Raw genomic sequence first — 19,391 nt, 5'->3', positions numbered from 1 at the left:
GGTCAGGCCGTCGCTTTCGGCACGAAGCCGTACGGGAGCTCAAGACGGTTGCGCGCCATCAGCTCCTCGTCGGCGAGGACGTCCGCCGTGGGCCCGTCGCCCGCGATGACGCCCTCGCTGAGGATCACCGAGCGCGGGCACAGCTCCGCCGCGTACGGGAGGTCGTGGGTGACCATCAGGACGGTCACGTCGAGCGAGCGCAGCACGTCCGCGAGCTCGCGGCGCGAGGCCGGGTCCAGGTTGGAGGAGGGTTCGTCCAGGACGAGGATCTCCGGCTCCATCGCGAGGACGGTCGCGACCGCCACCCGTCGCCGCTGCCCGAACGACAGGTGGTGCGGCGGCCGGTCCGCGTACGGGGCCATGCCGACCCGCGCGAGCGCCTTCGTCACCACGGCTTCCAGCTCGGCGCCGCGCAGCCCGGCCGCCGCCGGGCCGAAGGCGACGTCCTCGCGGACGGTCGGCATGAACAGCTGGTCGTCCGGGTCCTGGAAGACGATCCCGACCCGGCGCCGGATCTCGGCCAGGTTCCGCTTCTCCACCGGCAGCCCGGCGACGGCGACCGTGCCCGCGCCGCCGGTGAGGATCCCGTTGAGGTGGAGGACGAGGGTGGTCTTGCCGGCGCCGTTGGGGCCCAGGAGCGCGACCCGCTCGCCGCGTCCGACGGTCAGGTCGACGCCGAAGAGGGCCTGGTGGCCGTCGGGGTAGGCGTAGGCGAGGCCGCGGACTTCCAGCGAGGGGGCGGGGGTCGTCATCGGAGGGTCCATCCCAGGAGGCAGATCAGGAGTGCGGTGAACGGGAGCGAGGCGGCCAGGACCCACTGGGACCGGGTCGCCCTCACCTCGTCGATGACGGGCATCGAGCCCGTGTACCCCCGGCTGACCATCGCCAGGTGGACACGTTCGCCGCGCTCGTACGAGCGGATGAAGAGCGCGCCGGCGGACTTGGCGAGGACGCCCCAGTGCCGGACGCCCCGGGCCTCGAAGCCGCGGGAGCGGCGGGCGATCGACATCCGGCGCATCTCGTCCGTGATCACATCGCCGTACCGGATCATGAAGGAGGCGATCTGGACGAGGAGCGGCGGGAGCTTCAGCCGCTGGAGGCCGAGGAGCAGTTCGCGCAGTTCGGTGGTGGCGGCGAGGAGCACGGAGGCGGCGACGCCGAGGGTGCCCTTGGCGAGGACGTTCCAGGCGCCCCAGAGGCCGGGGACGGAGAGGGAGATCCCGAGGACCTCGGTCCGCTCGCCCGGCACCACGAAGGGCATGAGGACCGCGAAGGCGACGAAGGGGATCTCGATCAGCAGGCGGCGCAGCAGGAAGCCGGCCGGGATGCGGGCCTTCGCCGCGACGAGCGCGAGGAGCAGGGCGTAGCCGCCGAAGGCCCAGACCGCCTCGCGGGGCGTGGAGACCACGACCACCACGAAGGCGAGGACGGCGGCGAGCTTGGTGTGCGGGGGCAGCCCGTGGACCGGCGAGTCGCCCCGCCGGTACAGCTTGTGCGCGTGTCCCGCACCCATGTCGTCGGTGCCGGTCAGACCTGGGCGCCGTCGGTCTGCCTGCGGCGGCGTACGGCCCAGAAGGCGCCGGAGCCGACGGCGAGGGTCGCGCCGACGCCGATCACGCCCGCGAGACCGCCGGAGAGGCGGGCCGCGTCGATGCCCTTGACGCCGTAGTCGGCGAGCGGGGAGCCGGCCGCCGCGTGCTCCTCGACCTTCTCGTCGATGCCCTGGTCTGCGGCGACCTTCTCCAGGCCGTCGGGGCTGGCGGAGGCGTAGAAGGAGACGAAGCCGGCCAGGACGAGGGCGGCGACCAGGCCGCCGATCCAGACCTTCTTCGGGGAGCCCGCCGCGGGAGCCGCTTCGGTGGCGGGCTCCGCGTCGACCAGTTCGCCGTTGACCCGCAGCTTGAGCGGGGCGGTCAGGCCACGGGCGCCGTACACGAGGTCGGGGCGGACGGCGATGACCGCGCCGACGGTCAGCATGGTGATGGCGGCCTCGCCGATGCCGATCAGGGTGTGCACGCCGACCATCGCGGTGAGCACCTTGCCCAGCGGTACGTCGGTGGTGCCGCCGATCGCGTACACGAGGGTGAAGGCGGCGGCCGCGGCCGGCACGGAGACCAGCGCGGCGGCGAAGGAGGCCACGGTCACCGAGCGGCGGGTGCGGGGCAGGATCAGGACGAGGCCGCGGAAGAGCGCGTAGGCGACGACGACCGTGACCACACCCATGACGGTGATGTTCACGCCGAGGGCGGTGAGCCCGCCGTCCGCGAAGAGGATGCCCTGCATCAGCAGCACGACGGCGATCACGAGGACGCCGGTGTACGGCCCCACCAGGATGGCTGCCAGGGCGCCGCCGAGTAGATGGCCGCTGGTGCCGGCGGCTACGGGGAAGTTCAGCATCTGCACGGCGAAGACGAACGCGGCGACGAGCCCGGCCAGCGGCGCGGCCCTCTCGTCCAGTTCTCTGCGCGCTCCGCGCAGGCTGACGGCGACGGCGCCGGCGGCGACGACACCGGCGGCGACCGATACGGGGGCGTTGATGAATCCGTCAGGTACATGCACGTCCCGAATGATGAGCGCTGCTGCAAAGCACTTGCAAGAGCGCACAGATCACAGAAAGGCAGCGCTCGCCACGCGCGCGCCCCAAAATATGGGACATTAGGGGATAAATAAGACGAGTGTGAGGAGTGGCTCCATGTCCCCCACCGCGGACGACCATGAGGTCGAGGATCACGCCAAAGGCCGGATCATCAGCGACGCACCCCTCTCCCGCCCCGTCCCGGTCGCGCTGCGCTACGACCCCGACTTCACCCCTGCCACCGTCCGCTTCGTCTTCCCCGGCAACATCGAGTGGTCCTTCCCCCGAGCCCTCCTCGAAACGGGCCTGCGCGCCCCCACGCGCCGCGGCGACATAGGCGTCTGGCCCTGCGGGCGGGTGCAGACCGTGGTGGAGTTCCACACGGACGACGGAGTGGCGGTCGTCCAGTTCGACACCACGGCCCTGCTCCGCTTCCTCAAGCACACGTACGCCGTGACGGCGTCGATCAGCCCCTGAGGCAGCCCTCGAAAAGGCCCCTGAAACGGCACCTGAAGCAGCCCTGGCCCCGGGTCCCGTCGGTCACTCCTCCGGCACCGGCGTGGCCTGGTGGTAGTACATCCGCCACCCCGACGCCTCGTCCCGCTTCCGCCAGATCGAACTCCGCCGGGCCCGCCTGCCGTCGACGACGGTCTCGAACGTCAGGTGCACGATCCCCGGCGCCAGGACGGTGCCGGTCATCCCGCTCGGCACGTACTGCGGGCCGTCCTCGTCCGCGCCCTGCATGGTCGGCAGCGACGCGAGCATCGACGCGCGGTCCCACCTGCGCCCCGAGGCGCCCACTTCCGCGAACTCCGGGTCGAGGAGTCGCCCCGACAGCTCCACGGACGACCGGACGGCCGGACTCAGGAGCAGCAACTCCCGCTCGACGACCTCGGCCACGATGCTTTCGCTGTCCCTGTTCATCCGGGCATCCTGCCCCGGCCGACCCGCGCGGGCGCAAGCGCGTTTCGGAGCCGGGCGCCCCGGAACGCACCCGCGCCGCCCCCGCGTCGCGTACGACACGGAGGCGGCGCGGGGCCGCGTCGGCTTCCCGTCCCCACAGGTTCCGGCGCGATCCGGGGCCAAGGCGCTCCTCCGCTCAAAGGAGCCGGCCCCGCGGGTCCGGGGCGTACCGCGCCGCTCACGCGGTCGCCCCGGAGTTCTCAGGAGCAGGTCAGACCTTCACCAGCTCACGGTCCTGGCCGGCCGGCGGCCCGTCCGCGTCCTTCTCCGCGGCCAGACCCTCGCCCTCCACGTCCACGTTCGGCAGCGCCCGGTCCAGCCACTTCGGCAGCCACCACGCCTTGTGGCCGAGCAGTGCGAGCACCGCGGGGACGATGGCCATGCGGACCACGAAGGCGTCGAAGAGGACGGCCACCGCGAGACCGAAGCCGATCATCTTGATCATCTGGTCGGTCATGCCGATGAAGCCGGAGAAGACCGCGATCATGATCACGGCGGCGGCGGTGACCACCCGGGCGCTGTGCCGGAAGCCGGTCACGATCGCCTCGCCGGGGCGCTCCCCGTGGACGTACGCCTCGCGCATCCGGGTGACGAGGAAGACCTCGTAGTCCATGGCCAGACCGAAGACGACACCCACCATGAAGATCGGCATCATCGACATGATCGGGCCGGTCTGCTCGACGCCGAACAGCGAGCCGAGCCAGCCCCACTGGAAGACCGCGACGACCGCGCCGAGGGCGGCGACCACCGAGAGCAGGAAGCCGAGGGCCGCCTTCAGCGGGACCAGGATCGAGCGGAACACGACCATCAGCAGCAGGAAGGCGAGCCCGACCACCAGTGCCAGGTACGGCACGAGCGCGTCGTTCATCTTCTGCGAGAAGTCGATGTTCATCGCCGTCTGACCGCTGACCAGGACGTTGTCGCCGGTCGCGCCCCGGATGTCGTGGACAAGATCCTCGGTCGCCACCGAGGACGGGCGGTCCTTCGGGATCACGGTGATCATCGCGGTGTCGCCGGCCTTGTTCGGCATCGGCGGCATGACCGCCGCGGCGCCGTCCAGGCCCTTGATCGTCTCCATGGTGGCGTCGGCGGTGGCCTTGTCGCCGTCGACGACGACCATCAGCGGGCCGTTGAAGCCGGGGCCGAAGCCGTCCGAGAGCATGTCGTACGCGCGCCGCTCGGTGGCGGAGACGGGCTTGGCGCCGTCGTCCGGCAGACCCATCTCCAGCGAGGCGGCCGGCACCGCGATGGCGCCGAGGCCGAGGACACCGACGAGCAGGACCATGACCGGGCGGCGGATGACGAACCGGGCCCAGCGCGTGCCCATGTTGGGCTTCTCGCCCTTGTCGCCCGCCTTCTTCGGGCCGTCGCCCGCCTTGCGGTCCTTGCGGCCCAGCACCCTGGAGCCCGCGAAGCCGAGCAGGGCCGGGATCAGGGTCAGCGCGATCAGGACCGCGATCACGACCGTGCCGGCGGCTGCGAAGCCCATCTTCGTCAGCATCGGGATGTTGACGACGGCCAGGCCCACCAGGGCGATGACGACGGTCAGACCGGCGAAGACGACGGCCGAACCGGCCGTGCCGACCGCGCGGCCCGCGGCCTCCTCGCGCTCCCGGCCCTCGGCCAGCTCGGCGCGGTAGCGGGAGACGATGAAGAGGGCGTAGTCGATGCCGACCGCGAGGCCGATCATCATCGCGAGGGTCGAGGTGGTGGAGCCGAGGTCGAGGACGTTGGCGAGTGCCGTGATCGTGGAGACGCCGATGCCGACGCCGATGATCGCGGTCAGCAGCGGGAGTCCGGCGGCGACCAGCGAGCCGAAGGTGATGACGAGCACGATGCCGGCGATGACCACGCCGACGATCTCGCCCGCGCCGGTCTCGGGCATGGTCTGGAGCGCGTCACCGCCGATCTCGACGGTGAGCCCCTTCCCCTGCGCGTCGTGCCCGGTCTTCTGCAGGGCCTCGCGCGTCGCGTCGCTCAGCTCCATGCCGGAGACCTTGTAGCTGACGGAGACGTAGGCGGTCGAACCGTCCTTGGAGACCGCCTGCGCGGTGTACGGGTCGGTGACCTGGGCGACCTGGTCGGAACCGGCCTTCAGCTCGGCGACCACGTCCTGGACCTTGGCCTTGTTGGCCGGGTCGGTCATCTTCTGGCCCTCGGGGGCCTTGAACACGACCCGGGCGGTGCCCCCGTCGGCGTTGCCGCCGGGGAAGCGCTGCTCGAGGAGGTCGAAGGCCTTCTGGGCCTCCGTGCCGGGGATCGAGAAGGACGAGGAGGTCGCGGCGGGCGCGGTGGCCGCGCCGACCCCGGCGACGGCGAGAAGCGCCACCCACAGGAGGGCGACGAGCCGTCGGCGCCGGAAGGCGGAGCGACCCAGCTTGTAGAGGAACGTGGCCACGGGGGCGTACTCCCATTTCGTGGTGGGACAGGGCATGGGGAGCCGGCCCGACGGCGTGAGCGGTTCGACGTCAGGTGGTGCGGATGGTGCGGGTGGTGCTGCGGGGAGGTCAGACGCCGAGTGAGGGGAGCACCACGGCGTTGACGTAGTCGATGACGAAGGCGTGGTCGATCGGCTGATCGTCGATCAGCGGACGAGCGACGAACGCCCCGATGATCATGTGCGGGACGTACTTCAGCGCCGGGTTGTCGGCGCTGATCTCTCCCCGCGCCACCGCTCGGTCCAGGGTTTCGCGCAGGTTGCTCATCTCGGGTTCGATGAGCAGTTCGCGCAGTGCCTGGTGCAGATCGGGGTTGGTGTGGACCGCCTGGGCGAGACCCCGCATCAGCGCGGTGTCCTTCTCCATCTGGCAGTCGTCGGTCAGCGCCATGATCGCCTGGAAGTCGCCACGCAAGGTGCCCGTGTCGATCTCGGTGAGCTTGATGGGCTTGTTGTGGCGCATGGCCTTGGCGACCAGCTCCGGCTTGCTCCCCCACTGGCGGTAGAGGGTGGCCTTGCTGGAGTGGGTGCGGGCGGCGACGGCGTCCATGGTGAGGGCGTCGTAACCGACCTCGCGCAGGAGTTCCAGCACGGCTCCGTACAGCTCCGACTCACGCTCTGGTGTGAGCCTACTGCGAGCCATGACCGGCCTCCCATTCGAACGAAACGGTTTCGTACAGTTCGAAGATACCCGAGGCGTCAGCGAAACGAAACCGTTTCGTACGTGTCCTGGGCCACAGGGCCGGCCCCGGTCCTGAAGGGCCCCGCCCACACACCCGTACGAGTTGCCGCACCCCCTCCCCGCGGAAAGCATGAGGAGGTGAGTGAAGACGCCGCGTACCTCCGCTTCCCGCACCTCCACGACGAGCTGCTGTGCTTCGCGGCCGAGGACGACCTCTGGGTCGCGCCCCTCGTGCCCGAGGGCCACCACCCCGGCCGGGCCTGGCGGGTGACCGTCGACCGGACCCGGGTCGGCCACCCCCGCTTCTCGCCCGACGGCCGCCACATCGCGTACACGACCTGGCGCAGCCTCGACCCCGAGATCCATCTCGCGCCGGTCGAGGGCGGCCCCTCGCGACGGCTCACCTACTGGGGCTCCACCGACACCCGGGTCTGCTCCTGGTCACCGGAGGGCGACATCCTCGCGGTCTCCTCGCACGGCCAGCCGTTCTCGTACTACTCCTGGGCCTACACCGTCCCCACCGACGGGTCCCCCGGCGGCCGGATGCCCTGGGGGCCGGTGTCGGACATCGCGGTGGCCGACCTGGCGGGCGAGCGCCGCACGCTCCTGCTCACCGGGAAGCCCCCGCACGAGCCTGCCTCCTGGAAGCGCTACCGCGGCGGCGCCACCGGCCGGCTCTGGCTGCACGGGGATCAGCTGGTGCCGGACATCGGCGGCCATCTCGACGCGCCGATGTTCGTGGCCGGCCGGATCGCGTTCCTCTCCGACCACGAGGGCGTCGGCAACCTCTACTCCTGCCTGCCCGACGGCACCGACCTGCGCCGCCACACCGACCACGACGCCTTCTACGCCCGGCACGCCTCCAGCGACGGGCGGCGGGTGGTCTACCAGTGCGCGGGCGACCTGTGGATCGTCGACGACCTGACCGTCCCCGACGCCGTGCCGCGCAAGCTGGAGGTACGGCTCGGCGGCCCGCGCGCAGGACGGCGGCCCTACCAGGTCCCGGCGGCCAACCACGTGGACGCGCTCTCGGTCGACGACACCGGGCGGGCCAGCGCGGTCTCCGTGCGCGGCAGCCTGTACTGGCTCACCCACCGCGACGGCCCGGCCCGCACCATCACGGACACGCCGGGGGTACGGGTCCGGCTGCCGGAGATGCTGGGCAGCGGCGGCCAGGTCGCCTACGTCACCGACGCGGAGGGCGAGGACGCCATCGAGGTCGCGTATCTGCCGCGCGCCAGCGGCGACCGCGAACCGCGCCGGCTCGCGAGCGGCGAACTGGGCCGGGTCGAGGAGATGATCGCCGACCCGGACGGCGAACGGCTCGCCATCGCCTCCCACGACGGCCGGCTGCTGCTCATCGACGCGACCGAGGACTCCGACGGAGAGGCGACCGAGCTGATCCGGTCCATCAACGGGCCGGTCCGCGACCTGGCCTTCTCCCCCGACGGGACCTGGCTGACCTGGGCGCACCCGGGCATCGGCCGCTCCCTGCGGCAGATCAAGATGGCCCGGATCGGCGGGCCGGGTCCCCGGACGATCGTGGACGTCACCAACGGCCGCTTCGAGGACGAGAACCCGGTCTTCACCCGCGACGGCCGCTACCTCGCCTTCCTCTCCTGGCGCGGCTTCGACCCGGTGTACGACGTGCACACCGGCGACCTGTCCTTCCCGCTGGGCTGCCGCCCCTATCTCGTACCGCTCTCCTCCGCGACCCCGTCCCCCTTCGCGCTGCTGCCCGACGGACGGCCGGCTGCGGGCGGCATGGACCCGGCGGAGACGGAGCCCGAGGGCGGCGCGGTCGTCGCCGCGGAGGGCATGACGATCGTGGAGGTGGAGGGGCTCGCGGACCGGGTCACCCCGTTCCCGGTGTCCGCCTCCAAGTACTCGGCGCTGCACCCGGTCAGCGGCGGAGGACTGGTCTGGCTGCGCTGGCCGATCTCCGGTGCGCTCGGCGAGACCTTCGCCAACCCGGCCGACATGACGGGCCGGCCGACCCTGGAGTACTTCAACATCACCAAGGCCCGCAAGACCGAACTGGTGCAGCACCTGGACTGGTTCGCGGTCAGCGGGGACGGATCGCGGCTCGTCGTCGCCGACGAGGGCGAGCTGCGGGCGGTGCCGTCGACGGAGTCCGGGGACGGCGACTCGACCGTCTACATCGACCTGCGGCGGATCATGCACGAGGTCGACCCCGAGGCGGAGTGGCGCGGCGCGTACGAGGAGGCGGGCCGGATCGTCGCCTCCTACTTCTGGGACCCCGACATGTGCGGCGTGGACTGGCCGGCCGTCCTCGACCAGTACCGCCCGCTCGTCGAACGGGTCGCGACCCCCGACGACTTCGCCGACCTGCTGCGGGAGGTCATGGGCGAGCTGGGCACCTCGCACGCGTACGTGACCCCCGCGCGGCGCAACGAGGGACCCCCGCACTACCAGCGGGCGATGGGGCTGCTCGGCGTCAACCTCGTGCACCGGGAGGGCGGTTGGATGGTCAAGCGGATCCTGCCCGGCGACTCCTCCGACTCCAAGGCCCGCTCGCCGCTCGCGGGCACCGGCATCCGGGAGGGCGCGGTCCTCACCCATGTGGACGGCCGCCCGGTGGACCCGGTGACCGGCCCGTATCCGCTGCTGGCCGCCTCGGGCGGCACGACGGTCGAGTTGACCTTCCAGCCCGCGGAGGGCCAGGGGCGCGCCCGCCGGGTCGCGATCGTGCCGCTGGTCGACGAGCGGCCGCTGCGCTACCAGGACTGGGTGGCCAAACGGCGGGCGGTGGTACGGGAGGTCAGCGGCGGCAAGTGCGGGTATCTGCACATCCCCGACATGGGCGGCTCCGGCTGGGCCCAGTTCAACCGGGACCTGCGGATGGAGGTCTCCCGGCCGGCCCTGATCGTGGACGTGCGCGGCAACGCGGGCGGGCACATCAGCGAACTGGTCGTGGAGAAGCTGACCCGCAAGATCCTGGGCTGGGACCTGACGAGGAACGCCCAGCCGGTCAGTTACGCCTCGAACGCCCCACGCGGCCCGGTCGTGGCCCTCGCCGACGAGGCGACCTCGTCGGACGGCGACATGATCACGGCCGCCTTCAAAATCCTCGGCCTCGGCCCGGTGGTGGGCCAACGCACCTGGGGCGGGGTGGTCGGCATGACCGGCCGCCACCGGCTCGGCGACGGCACGCAGATCACGGTGCCGATGAACGCCGCCTGGTTCCCCGAGTACGGCTGGTCCGTCGAGAACCAGGGCGTGGAACCGGACCTGGCGATCCTGCGCACCCCGCTGGACTGGGCCGAGGGCCGGCACGCCCAGCTGGACGACGCCGTCGAGGTGGCGCTCTCGCTCCTCGCCGAGACCCCCGCCGCGAACCCGCCGGGCTACGCCGACGTGCCGGACCGCTCCCGGCCGAAGCTGCCGCCGAGGTCCAGCTCGTAGGCGACTCCGGGCTTCCCGTCGAGGGTGACGCTGCCGACGGCGCCGAACCCGAGGCGGGTGAGGACAGAGCGGGAGGCGGTGTTGTCGACGGTGGTGACGGCGGTCAGCCGGCTCAGGCCGTACTCCTCGACGGCGAGCCGGCACAGCTCCCGTACGCCGGACGAGGCCACCCCGCGGCGGGTGGCCTTCTCGGCGACCCGGTACCCGAGGTCGGCGCCGCCGTCGGCCAGGTCGACGAGGTTGAACCGGCCGAGGACCTCGCCCCCGTCCCCCACCAGCACGTGCATCCGGACCGTGCCGGCCTCCTGCTCGTCGAGCAGCGCCCGGTGCCGGTCTCCGAACTCCTCGAAGTACGCGTCCCCGCGGTCGGGCACATGGGCGGCGAAGTACGCCCGGTTCTCCGTCTCGAAGGAGAGGAGCGCGGGCGCGTGGTCGGCACGGAGCAGCTGCAGTTCGGGCATGATCCGCACGCTACGCGGACGACGGACGCGTGGCGTGTGATGTGCGACACCCCCGGTACGCGCGCGAAAGGCGCACCCGGCGTCCCGGGTGCGCCTTCTCGGAGGACCTGAGCGGTCCTCGTCGGACAGACGTCAGGCGTCGTAGTCCTGGTCGAAGCGGTCCTGGGCCTCCTGCTGGGCCCGGCGCTGCTCCTCGTCGGAGGGGCGCTTGGCCTGGGAGGCTCGCTCGGACGCCTCGTCCCGCGCGTTGCCCATGCGCTGCTTCGCCTGCTCGGCGGCCTGCTTCGCCTTGTCCTGGAACTGGTCCTTCATGCCCATGAAAGTTCACTCCTAGACGGGTGTGAGGGGATCGGGGCGTCTCGCCCCTGGGCCTCGACCAGCGTGGCACGGCGGAACATTCCGCGCATTTCGATCAGGCACTCTCCGTACGCGCCGCCTCGTCGGCCGCCCCGCCCGCGCCCACGAGGCCCTTGGAGACCCCGCCCAGACGGGGTTCGAAGCGCCTCATCTCGCGCTGCCCGACCGTGGCGATGATCCCCGGCAGATAGCCGCGCGACGCCTGCATCCCGCGCAGCCACCACTGGGCGTAGACGTGCGCGGAGCGCCGCTCGATGCCGGCCACGATCCGGTCCACGGCCGGGCCCAGCGGGTACGTGCGGTTGGACGGCCAGGGCAGCCGCTGCCGCAGCTCCTTCATCACGTCGTCCTGGTCCGCGCCCCGCACCATGTCCGTGTCGGTCCAGGAGAGGTAGCCGACGCCGACCTTCACCCCCTTGTAGCCGACCTCGGCGCGCAGGCTGTGCGCGAAGGCCTCGACGCCCGACTTGGAGGCGCAGTACGCCGTCATCATCGGCGCCGGGGTCATCGCGGCGAGCGAGGCGATCTGCAGGAAGTAGCCGCGCGACTCCATCAGGACGGGCAGGAACGCGCGTCCCGTCACCGCCCCGCCGATCAGGTTCACCTCGATGACCCGCCGCCAGGCGGCCGGGTCGGAGTCCACGAACGGGCCGCCCGCCGCGACGCCCGCGTTGGCCACGACGATGTCGACCTTCCCGAAGCGCTCCTTGACCTCGGCGGCCACCCGGGCCATCGCCTCGTGGTCGGTGACGTCGGCGTGCCACCAGTCCGCCTCGGTGTGCAGCCGGCCCGCGACCTGCTTCAGCTCGTCCGGCTCCAGGCCGACGAGCGCGAGTTTCGCGCCGCGCGCCGAGAGTTTGCGGGCGAGGAGTTCACCGACCCCACGGGCCGCCCCGGTGACGACCGCGACCTGGCCCTCCAGGCTGACCCTGCTCATGCCACTTCCTCCTTCTTCTGCTGCTCCACGGGCAGGTACGTCGTGACGAGGGCGCGTATCCGCGCGGTCACCGCCTCCGGCGCCTCCACCGGCGTCATGTGACCCATACCCGCCAGCTCCTCCAGGCCCACGCTCTGGGGCAGCGCCGCCGCCAGGCCCCGGGAGTGGACGGGCGGGGTGAGCCGGTCGGCCGTGCCCGCGATCACGGCCACGGGCAGCTCCAACTCCCGTACGCCCGCTTCGAGGTCCAGCTCTCCGAGGACGTGGGACCAGGCCACCCGGGCGCGGCGCGGGCAGGCGTGCACGATCCGGGCGCAGGCGTCGACCCGCTCGGGAGCCGAACCGGGGCCCATCGTGGCGTACTTGAGGATCTTCCGGGACACGGCGTTGACCGGCCCGAGCGGCGCCCGCGCGCCGAGGATCGCCTTCGTGAGCCGGGTCCGTACGCCACCCGCCGGCAGCGGCAGGACGAGGGACTCGGCGACGAGCCGGGACGGGCCCGTGGAGCAGAGCAGGGCCGCGGCGGCGTGCTCGCGGAAGGCGGGCCGGGTGGCGGCCGCCATCAGCGTCATGCCGCCCATGGAGTGCCCGGCCAGCACGGCGCGCTCGCCCGGGGCGAGGGTCGCGGCGAGCACCGCCTCCAGGTCGTCGGCGAGCGCCCGGGTCGAGTAGCCGGCCGGGTCCGCGGGGGCGGGGGTGAGGCCGTGGCCGCGCTGGTCGTAGGCGATGACCCGGTGGTCGCGGGCGAGGTCGCGGATCTGCTCGGACCAGAAGGCGATCGAGCAGGTCCAGCCGTGGGCCAGGACCACGGCCGGGGCGCCCTCGGGGCCGTACACCTCGACGTGGACGCGGGCGCCGTCGGCGGAGACGGCGATGAGCTCCTGCGGGTGCGGGAGCGATCCCGTACGGGATCCGAAGAGCCGGCTCACTTGACCGTCTCCTTCTTCCGGGGCGTACGGCCCGGCCGCTTCGGCCGTTCCTCCGCCGCCGTCGGCCTCAGCACCTCGTACTCGGCGAGGTCCACCCGTCGCGTCTCGCGCCGGAACTCGCTCGTCGTCCCCGGCCACAGCGTGGTGTTGCGGCCGTCGGCGTCGAGGTACCAGCTGTCGCAGCCGCCCGACTTCCACACGGTCCGCTCCATCCGGTCCTGCACCCGGCGGTTCCAGGCGCCGACGGCGGAGGGCCGGGCGGCGAGGGCCGCGCGGCCTCCGAGGACGTCGAGCTGGCGGAGGTAGTCGGCCATGTAGTTCAGCTGGGACTCGATCATCAGGATCATGGAGGAGTTCCCGAGGCCCGTGTTGGGCCCGATGATCGTCATCCAGTTGGGGAAGCCGTCGACGGTCGCGCCGCGCAGCGACTGGACCCCGCCCTTCCAGGCCTCGGAGAGCGCGACGCCGTCGGCGCCCACCACCCGGTCGGCGATCGGCATGTCGGTGACGTGGAACCCCGTGCCGAAGACGATCGCGTCGACCTCGGTCTCCGTCCCGTCGGCGGCCACGACGGTCGAGCCGCGCACCTCGCGAAGGCCGGACGCGACGACGTCGACATTGGGCTGCGCCAGCGCCGGGTAGTAGGCGTTGGAGAGCAGGATGCGCTTGCAGCCGATGCGGTACGAGGGCGTCAGCTTGGCCCGCAGCGCCGGGTCCTTGATCGACTTGGCCATGTTGGCCTTGGCGAGCGACTCGACGAGGCCCAGCTCGCCGGGGCGCTTGGTGAAGGCGCTCACCTGGAGTTCGCGGATGCCCCAGAGCAGGCCCCGGCGCGCGGTGCCGGTGAAGGGGAGCGTGCGGTGGAGCCAGCGCTCGGCGCCCGTGATGGCGCGGTCCATGCGGGGCATCACCCACGGGGGCGTGCGCTGGAAGAGGGTGAGCCGGCCGACCTGCGGCTGGATCGCGGGCACGATCTGGATCGCGGAGGCGCCGGTGCCGACCATGGCGACGCGCTTGCCGGTCAGGTCGTAGTCGTGGTCCCAGCGCGCCGAGTGGAAGACCTTGCCGGGGAAGTCGGCGAGCCCCGGGATGTCGGGGACCTTCGGGTCGGAGAGCGGGCCGGTGGCCGAGACGATGACGTCGGCGGTGAAGGAGCCCTGGCTGGTCTCGATCTCCCAGCGCAGCTCGTCGCCGTCCCAGCGCATCAGGGTCACCTCGTGGTTCAGCCGCAGGTGCGGGCGGAGCCGGAAGGTGTCGGTGACGTGCTCGAGATAGGCGCGGATGTGACGCTGCCCCGAGAAGGTGCGGGGCCAGTCCGGGTTGGGCGCGAAGGAGAAGGAGTACAGGTGCGACGGGACGTCGCAGGCGCAGCCCGGGTAGCTGTTGTCGCGCCAGGTGCCGCCGACGGAGTCGGCCCGCTCCAGGACGACGAAGTCGGTGATCCCCTCGCGGCGCAGCCGGACGGCCGCCCCGAGTCCGCCGAACCCCGATCCGATCACCGCCACTCGTACGTGCTCGTGCTTCGCCATGCCGCCTCCCATGCGCCCGGCCCTGCCCATTACGCCAGCGATCACTGGCACAATCGGGACTGTAGAGCAGCGGCATACCGAGCGGTAGGGGTCCGGCAAGGGAAAGTTACCGGCGGTACAACATAGGCTGGCGGGCGTGGCAGAACGATCGGAAGACGTGAAGGCGGACGGGAAGGCGGGCGTGACAGGCGTACGCGAGTACCGCATGGACGAGCTCGCCGCCGAGGCCGGCATCACCGTGCGCACCCTGCGCTTCTACCGCGAGCGCGGACTGATCGCACCGCCCCGCCGCGAGGGCCGGATCGCCTGGTACGACGAGCACCACCTGGCCAAGCTCCGCACGATCGCCGCCCTCCTCGAACGCGGCCACACCCTCAACGGCATCGCCGACCTCAACACCGCCTTCGAGAGCGGCAAGGACGTCAGCGAGGTGCTCGGCCTCGGCGAACCGAGCGAGGAGGAACCGGTCCGGCTCACCCCGCAGGAACTCGCCGACTACTTCGCGGGCGAGGTCACCCCCGAGAACCTGCTGGCCGCCCTCGACCTCGGCTACCTCGCCACCGACGGCGACGCCATCGTCCACATCAGCCGCCGGCTGCTCGACGTCTCCGCCGCCCTGGTGAAGGAGGGCGTCCCGCTCGCGGCCGTCCTGGAGGCGGGGCGGGCGGTGCGCGAGCACGCGGACGCGCTGGCCGGGCTCTTCACCGAACTCCTGCGCACCCACGCGGAGGAGAAGGACATCCAGCGGCTGCGCCCGCTCGCGAAGAGCGTGGTCGAGGCGGAACTCTCGATGGCCCTCGACCGACGGCTGCGCGAGCCCTGAACCCCACCTGAGGGTGTCGGCTCGCCCCTCATGATCGCGTGACAGGTTCTTCAAAGGTTCTTCATCACCTCCGCCCTACGGTCGGCCCATGAGGACGACCAACCGCGTACTGATGGCCGCCGCCGCGTCGGCCATGGCCCTGGCACTCGCCGGATGCGGCAGCGACGACGGCGGCTCGAAGGTACCGACGGCCGGCGGCGCCACCACCGCCGCCACGTCCGGAGGTTCGGGCGGCGCCGGCGGTGACGGCAGCGGCGGTGGCGAGCTCGCCGCGTACATCGACGGCAAGCGCGCCTTCGTGAAGTGCCTGCGGGAGAACGGCTTCGACGCCCCCGACCCCGACGCCAAGGGCCAGATCGACCTCGGCGACAACGCCGCGCTCAAGAAGGACCCGACGTATCTGCGGGCCTCACAGAAGTGCGCCTCGCTCAACCCGCCCGTCCCCGAGAGCGTCGAGAAGAGCCTCGCGCCGAAGCTCTCGCCCGAGCAGATCAAGGTCCGGCGCGAGTACGCGGAGTGCATGCAGAAGAACGGCGCGCCCGACTTCCCCGAGCCCGGACCCGACGGAAACGTCTACGGCGACGCCCAGTGGGACCAGACCTCGGCCGGCGCAAAGCGGGCCACGCGCACCTGCGCGCCGATCATCGGCGACCCGGTCGACGCGGGCGCGGGCAAGGGCTGACCTGACATGACGGGCACGGAGACGTACGGCACGGGCCCGCAGGCCACGGGGCCGGACGGCACGGAGACGGACGGCATGGAGTCGTACGCCACGAAGTCGTACGCCACGGAGGAGAGCGAACCGGTCGCCGAGGACCCCGCGCCGACGCGGCGGCGCCGAGCGCGGACCCTGCTCGTGGCCTCGGGGTTCGTGGTGGTGACGGCGGTCGCCATAGGGGGCGCGCTCGGCCTCGGCGGCGGCGGCCCGGAGAACCCGGCGGCGCCCCCGCGCCCGGATTCCACGGTCGCGGTCACCCGGGCCACTCTCGTCGAACGGACCAAGGTGGACGGCCAGTTGGGGTACGGGGCCGAGATACCGCTGCCGGTCAAGGCGACCGGCACCGTCACCTGGCTCCCCGAGCCGGGCGCCCGCGCCGAGCGCGGGGACGCGCTGCTGCGGGTGGACGACCGGCCCGTGGTGCTGCTGTACGGAACCCTGCCGATGTATCGCGAACTGGGGCTCGGGCGCGCGGAGAACGAGAACGTCCGGCCCTCCGGGGCACCGACGCCGGGGGGCGCCGGTGCCCCGGAAGGGCCGGACTCGGGGACGACCGGGAACTCGGGGACGGCCGGGAACTCGGGGACACCCGAAAACTCGGGGACGGCCGGGAACTCCGGGGCGCCCGGGAAGGGGTCGGCGGCCCCCACGTCGCCGCCGTCCGGGCCCCCGCCGGCCGCCGTCCCGATGCGCGGCATGGACGTCCTGCAGTTCGAGTCGAACCTCGCCGCGCTCGGCTACAAGGGCTTCACGGTGGACGAGCAGTACACCTCCGGCACCGTCGACGCGGTCAAGCGCTGGCAGAAGTCCCTGGGGCTCCCCCGGACCGGCCGGATCGGTGTCGGCGACGTCGTCTACGCCTCGGGGACGGTCAGGATCGGCCACGCGGGCGTCCGCCTGGGCGCGGCGGTCTCCGAGAACGCCCTGACGTACACGGGCACGAGCCGGAAGGTCGTCGTGGACGCCTCGGCCCTGGAGGCGACCTGGGCCGTACGGGACACCGAGGTCACCGTGCACCTGCCCGACGGGCGCCCGGTCGGGGGGAAGGTGACGTCCGTCGGGAACCGCGCGACCGCGCCCGAGGGGGGTGGCGGAGGGGACGGCGGCACCTCGGGCGGCTCGGGCGGGGCGGCCGCGACCGTTCCGGTGACGATCACGATCGCGGACCAGCGGGCGATCGGGCGGCTGGAGAGCGGCCCCGTCACGGTCGAGTACGTGGGGCGCGAGCGCAAGGACGTCCTGACCGTCCCGGTCGCCGCGCTCGTGGCCCTCGCCGAGGGCGGGCACGGCCTGGAGACCTCGGAGGGCACGTTCGTGGCGGTGAAGACCGGTCTCTTCGCGGACGGCCGGGTCGAAGTGAGCGGCGCGGCGGTCCGCGAGGGCCTGAAGGTGAGGGTCCCGCAGTGACGGACTCTCCCACTTCTCCGGCGCCGGTCGTGGAGTTCGAAGCGGTCTCGAAGACGTACCCCGGGGGTGTCGCGGCCGTACGGGACGTGAGCCTGCGGGTCGGCCGGGGCGAACTGGTCGCGATCGTCGGCCCGTCGGGCTCGGGCAAGTCCAGCATGCTCAACCTGATGGGCAGCCTGGACCGGCCCTCGGCCGGCCGGGTCCTGGTCGACGGGCACGACGTGGCGGCGCTGACCGACCGCGAGGTCTCGGCGCTGCGGGCCACCCGGATCGGCTTCGTCTTCCAGCAGTTCCATCTGGCGGTCGGTGTACCGGTCCTGGACTCCGTCGCCGACGGGCTGCTCTACGCCGGAGCGCCACTGCGCCGCCGACGGGCCCGCGCGGCGGCCGCCCTGGACCGGGTCGGCCTCAGCCACCGCGTCCACCACCTGCCCCACCAGCTCTCCGGCGGCGAACGCCAGCGGGTGGCGGTGGCCCGCGCGGTCGTCGGCGAGCCGGCGGTCCTGCTCGCGGACGAGCCGACCGGCAACCTGGACTCCGCGTCGGGCGCCGCGGTCCTCGGCCTGCTCCGCGAACTCCACGCGTCCGGCACGACGGTCGTGATCATCACCCACGACCGCGACATCGCCGCCGCGCTCCCCCGCCGCATCGAGATGCGCGACGGTCACGTCGTCGCGGACACGGCGACGGAGGCCGTCCGATGACGGATCGCGGCGGGCGTGACATGCGCGACGGGCGCGACGGGCCGACCGGCCCCGACAAGAGGCCGACCGGCCCCGACAGCAGACCCCTGCGCGCCGACAGCAGACCCCTGCGCGCCGCGCGCCTGCGCCCCGCCGACATCGTGCGGCTCGGCGGCACCGGGCTGCGCACCCGCCCGCTCCGGGTGTTCCTGTCCGCGCTCGGCATCGCGATCGGCGTCGCCGCCATGATCGCCGTCGTCGGGATCTCCGGCTCGGGCCGGGCCGAGGTGGACCGCAGGCTCGACGCGCTCGGTACCAACCTGCTGCGGGTCGCCCCCGGCAACACCCTCGAAGGCGGCAAGGCCGAACTCCCGGCCGAGTCCGTGACGATGATCGACCGCATCCCGCCCGTGCGCCAGGTCGCGGCCACCGGCGCGACCGGCGCGCACATCTACCGCAACGAACGCATCGCCGTCGGCCGCACCGGCTCGCTCGACGTGCTCGCCGCGGGCCGCGAGCTGCTGCCCGCCGTGGGCGGCCGGCTCCACCGCGGACGCTGGCTGGACGCGGCGACCGAGACGTACCCGGCCGTCGTGCTCGGCTCCACCGCCGCCCAGCGGCTGGACGTGTACACCCCCGGCACCCGGGTCTGGCTCGGCGGCCGCTGGTTCTCGCTGGTCGGCGTCCTCGACCCGGTGCCCCTCGCCCCGGAGCTGGACAACGCGGCGCTCGTCGGCTGGCCGGCGGCCCGTACGTACCTCCGCTTCGGCGGGCATCCGTCGACCGTGTACGTACGGACCGAGGACAGCCAGGTCTCGGCCGTACGGTCCGTGCTCGCCGCCACCGCCTTCCCCGAGAAGCCCGGCGAGGTCCAGATCTCCCGCCCGTCCGACGCCCTCGCCGCCCGCGAGGCCACCGAGTCGGCCCTCACCGGGCTGCTCCTCGGCCTCGGCGGGGTCGCCCTGCTCGTCGGCGGGGTCGGGGTCGGCAACACCATGGTGATCTCGGTCCTGGAGCGCCGCCCGGAGATCGGCCTGCGCCGGGCCCTGGGCGCCACCCGGGGCCAGATCCGCACCCAGTTCGTGACGGAGTCGCTGCTCCTGTCCGTGATCGGCGGCCTCGGCGGCACCGTGCTCGGCACCCTGATCACCGCCGTGTACGCGACCTCCCGCGGCTGGCCCACGGTCGTCCCGGTCTGGGCGAGCGCGGCGGGGGTTGCGTCCACGCTCCTGATCGGGGTGATCGCCGGCCTCTACCCGGCGGTCCGCGCGAGCCGGCTGTCCCCGACGGAGGCGCTGGCGGGCACCTGAGCGACATCCGAGCACATCTGACGGCCCGACAGAAAGCGGCCAACCTGCCGGACCGACCTCCGGGACCGGGCTGGCCGCTTTCCACCGACCCGGTACGGGAGCCTCCGGCGGGACCGGACGGCCGAGGCGCCGACGGGCCCCGCAGCCAGGGCGC

General features: G+C 72.7%; 18 protein-coding genes. 7 read left to right on the top strand and 11 right to left on the bottom strand.

The window, feature by feature from the left end:
* Window positions 1–2 precede the first annotated feature (2 nt).
* The 3 genes from AB0E14_RS26170 to AB0E14_RS26160 are packed head-to-tail and all read right to left on the bottom strand — an operon-like array spanning window position 3 to window position 2,559.
* Window positions 3–752: an ABC transporter ATP-binding protein gene (locus AB0E14_RS26170; protein WP_362422850.1), complete on the bottom strand. Its 750-nt coding sequence runs from the start codon at window positions 750–752 to the stop codon at window positions 3–5.
* Window positions 749–1,513, bottom strand: a complete 765-nt coding sequence (gene cbiQ, locus AB0E14_RS26165) for a cobalt ECF transporter T component CbiQ (RefSeq protein WP_362422847.1) — start codon at window positions 1,511–1,513, stop codon at window positions 749–751. The genes AB0E14_RS26170 and cbiQ overlap by 4 nt, the downstream gene beginning before the upstream one ends.
* Before the next feature lie 14 nt (window positions 1,514–1,527).
* Window positions 1,528–2,559: an energy-coupling factor ABC transporter permease gene (locus AB0E14_RS26160; protein WP_362422844.1), complete on the bottom strand. Its 1,032-nt coding sequence runs from the start codon at window positions 2,557–2,559 to the stop codon at window positions 1,528–1,530.
* A 133-nt stretch (window positions 2,560–2,692) separates the two neighbouring features.
* Here AB0E14_RS26160 and AB0E14_RS26155 point away from each other — a divergent pair, with 133 nt between their 5' ends.
* Complete coding sequence (locus tag AB0E14_RS26155; protein WP_362422841.1) at window positions 2,693–3,052, top strand: SsgA family sporulation/cell division regulator; 360 nt, start codon at window positions 2,693–2,695, stop codon at window positions 3,050–3,052.
* 63 nt (window positions 3,053–3,115) lie between these two features.
* Here the strand turns inward: AB0E14_RS26155 and AB0E14_RS26150 are convergent, their stop codons facing one another.
* From AB0E14_RS26150 to AB0E14_RS26140, 3 genes are all read right to left on the bottom strand, one after another.
* Window positions 3,116–3,499 (bottom strand): nuclear transport factor 2 family protein, encoded by a 384-nt coding sequence (locus tag AB0E14_RS26150; protein ID WP_362422838.1) that lies wholly within the window; start codon window positions 3,497–3,499, stop codon window positions 3,116–3,118.
* A gap of 250 nt (window positions 3,500–3,749) precedes the next feature.
* Entirely contained in the window at window positions 3,750–5,936 is a 2,187-nt protein-coding gene (locus tag AB0E14_RS26145) for an MMPL family transporter (protein WP_362422835.1), read from the bottom strand.
* Between the two features lie 109 nt (window positions 5,937–6,045).
* Window positions 6,046–6,618 (bottom strand): TetR/AcrR family transcriptional regulator, encoded by a 573-nt coding sequence (locus AB0E14_RS26140; RefSeq protein WP_362422832.1) that lies wholly within the window; start codon window positions 6,616–6,618, stop codon window positions 6,046–6,048.
* A 177-nt stretch (window positions 6,619–6,795) separates the two neighbouring features.
* Here AB0E14_RS26140 and AB0E14_RS26135 point away from each other — a divergent pair, with 177 nt between their 5' ends.
* Window positions 6,796–10,083, top strand: a complete 3,288-nt coding sequence (locus AB0E14_RS26135; RefSeq protein WP_362422829.1) for a S41 family peptidase — start codon at window positions 6,796–6,798, stop codon at window positions 10,081–10,083.
* Here the strand turns inward: AB0E14_RS26135 and AB0E14_RS26130 are convergent.
* The 5 genes from AB0E14_RS26130 to AB0E14_RS26110 form a co-directional block, all read right to left on the bottom strand.
* Window positions 10,026–10,544, bottom strand: a complete 519-nt coding sequence (locus tag AB0E14_RS26130; protein ID WP_362422826.1) for a GNAT family N-acetyltransferase — start codon at window positions 10,542–10,544, stop codon at window positions 10,026–10,028. The genes AB0E14_RS26135 and AB0E14_RS26130 overlap by 58 nt on opposite strands.
* A gap of 132 nt (window positions 10,545–10,676) precedes the next feature.
* Window positions 10,677–10,862 (bottom strand): hypothetical protein, encoded by a 186-nt coding sequence (locus AB0E14_RS26125; protein ID WP_362422823.1) that lies wholly within the window; start codon window positions 10,860–10,862, stop codon window positions 10,677–10,679.
* Between the two features lie 94 nt (window positions 10,863–10,956).
* The gene (locus tag AB0E14_RS26120) at window positions 10,957–11,838 is read right to left on the bottom strand and encodes an SDR family oxidoreductase (protein ID WP_362422820.1); all 882 of its coding nucleotides are present in this window, start codon (window positions 11,836–11,838) and stop codon (window positions 10,957–10,959) included.
* The gene (locus AB0E14_RS26115; RefSeq protein ID WP_362422817.1) at window positions 11,835–12,767 is read right to left on the bottom strand and encodes an alpha/beta hydrolase; all 933 of its coding nucleotides are present in this window, start codon (window positions 12,765–12,767) and stop codon (window positions 11,835–11,837) included. The genes AB0E14_RS26120 and AB0E14_RS26115 overlap by 4 nt, the downstream gene beginning before the upstream one ends.
* A complete protein-coding gene (locus AB0E14_RS26110) occupies window positions 12,764–14,296 on the bottom strand; it encodes an NAD(P)/FAD-dependent oxidoreductase (RefSeq protein ID WP_362422814.1) in 1,533 nt (510 codons plus the stop codon). The genes AB0E14_RS26115 and AB0E14_RS26110 overlap by 4 nt, the downstream gene beginning before the upstream one ends.
* Before the next feature lie 205 nt (window positions 14,297–14,501).
* On the opposite strand from AB0E14_RS26110, the gene AB0E14_RS26105 reads away from it, so the two are divergent.
* From AB0E14_RS26105 to AB0E14_RS26085, 5 genes are all read left to right on the top strand, one after another.
* Window positions 14,502–15,119, top strand: a complete 618-nt coding sequence (locus tag AB0E14_RS26105; protein ID WP_362422922.1) for a MerR family transcriptional regulator — start codon at window positions 14,502–14,504, stop codon at window positions 15,117–15,119.
* Between the two features lie 88 nt (window positions 15,120–15,207).
* Window positions 15,208–15,801, top strand: coding sequence for a hypothetical protein (locus AB0E14_RS26100; RefSeq protein WP_362422812.1), 594 nt, complete (start codon window positions 15,208–15,210; stop codon window positions 15,799–15,801).
* A gap of 6 nt (window positions 15,802–15,807) precedes the next feature.
* Complete coding sequence (locus AB0E14_RS26095; RefSeq protein ID WP_362422809.1) at window positions 15,808–17,244, top strand: peptidoglycan-binding domain-containing protein; 1,437 nt, start codon at window positions 15,808–15,810, stop codon at window positions 17,242–17,244.
* On the top strand, window positions 17,241–17,948 hold the full coding sequence (locus tag AB0E14_RS26090; RefSeq protein WP_362422806.1) for an ABC transporter ATP-binding protein: 708 nt from the start codon (window positions 17,241–17,243) through the stop codon (window positions 17,946–17,948). The genes AB0E14_RS26095 and AB0E14_RS26090 overlap by 4 nt, the downstream gene beginning before the upstream one ends.
* The gene (locus tag AB0E14_RS26085; protein WP_362422803.1) at window positions 17,945–19,237 is read left to right on the top strand and encodes an ABC transporter permease; all 1,293 of its coding nucleotides are present in this window, start codon (window positions 17,945–17,947) and stop codon (window positions 19,235–19,237) included. The genes AB0E14_RS26090 and AB0E14_RS26085 overlap by 4 nt, the downstream gene beginning before the upstream one ends.
* Window positions 19,238–19,391: the final 154 nt, after the last annotated feature.

This window comes from Streptomyces sp. NPDC047981, assembly GCF_040653315.1.
Taxonomy (GTDB): Bacteria; Actinomycetota; Actinomycetes; order Streptomycetales; family Streptomycetaceae; genus Streptomyces.
This window is presented reverse-complemented; position numbering and strand designations above follow the sequence as displayed.